Below are 285 nucleotides of genomic sequence, written 5' to 3'. Positions count from 1 at the left end.
GGCAAACTGATTATTAAAGGCATCCTTTCACCTGAGGATGCCAAAAAGGCGCAGGCGATCGGCGTCGACGGCATTGTGATCTCGAACCATGGCGGTCGCCAACTCGATGGCGCCATGAGCACGATTGCAGCGCTTCCCGACATCCGGGCCGCAGTCGGACCGGATTTCACGCTGATGCTCGACGGGGGCGTGCGAAGGGGAAGCGATATTGTCAAGGCACTTGGAATGGGCGCCGATGGTGTCATGTTGGGTCGGGCCTATACCTACGGTCTCGCAGCTAAAGGC

At 58.9% G+C, this 285-nt stretch carries 1 protein-coding gene; it reads left to right on the top strand.

Going from position 1 to position 285, the window contains the following annotated elements; genetic code table 11:
* The coding region (locus tag AF337_RS05615) for an alpha-hydroxy acid oxidase (protein ID WP_160320249.1) at positions 1-285 on the top strand (285 nt) is incomplete at both ends.

This window comes from Rhizobium ecuadorense (assembly GCF_001187535.1).
Classification (GTDB): Bacteria; Pseudomonadota; Alphaproteobacteria; order Rhizobiales; family Rhizobiaceae; genus Rhizobium; species Rhizobium ecuadorense.
This window is presented reverse-complemented; position numbering and strand designations above follow the sequence as displayed.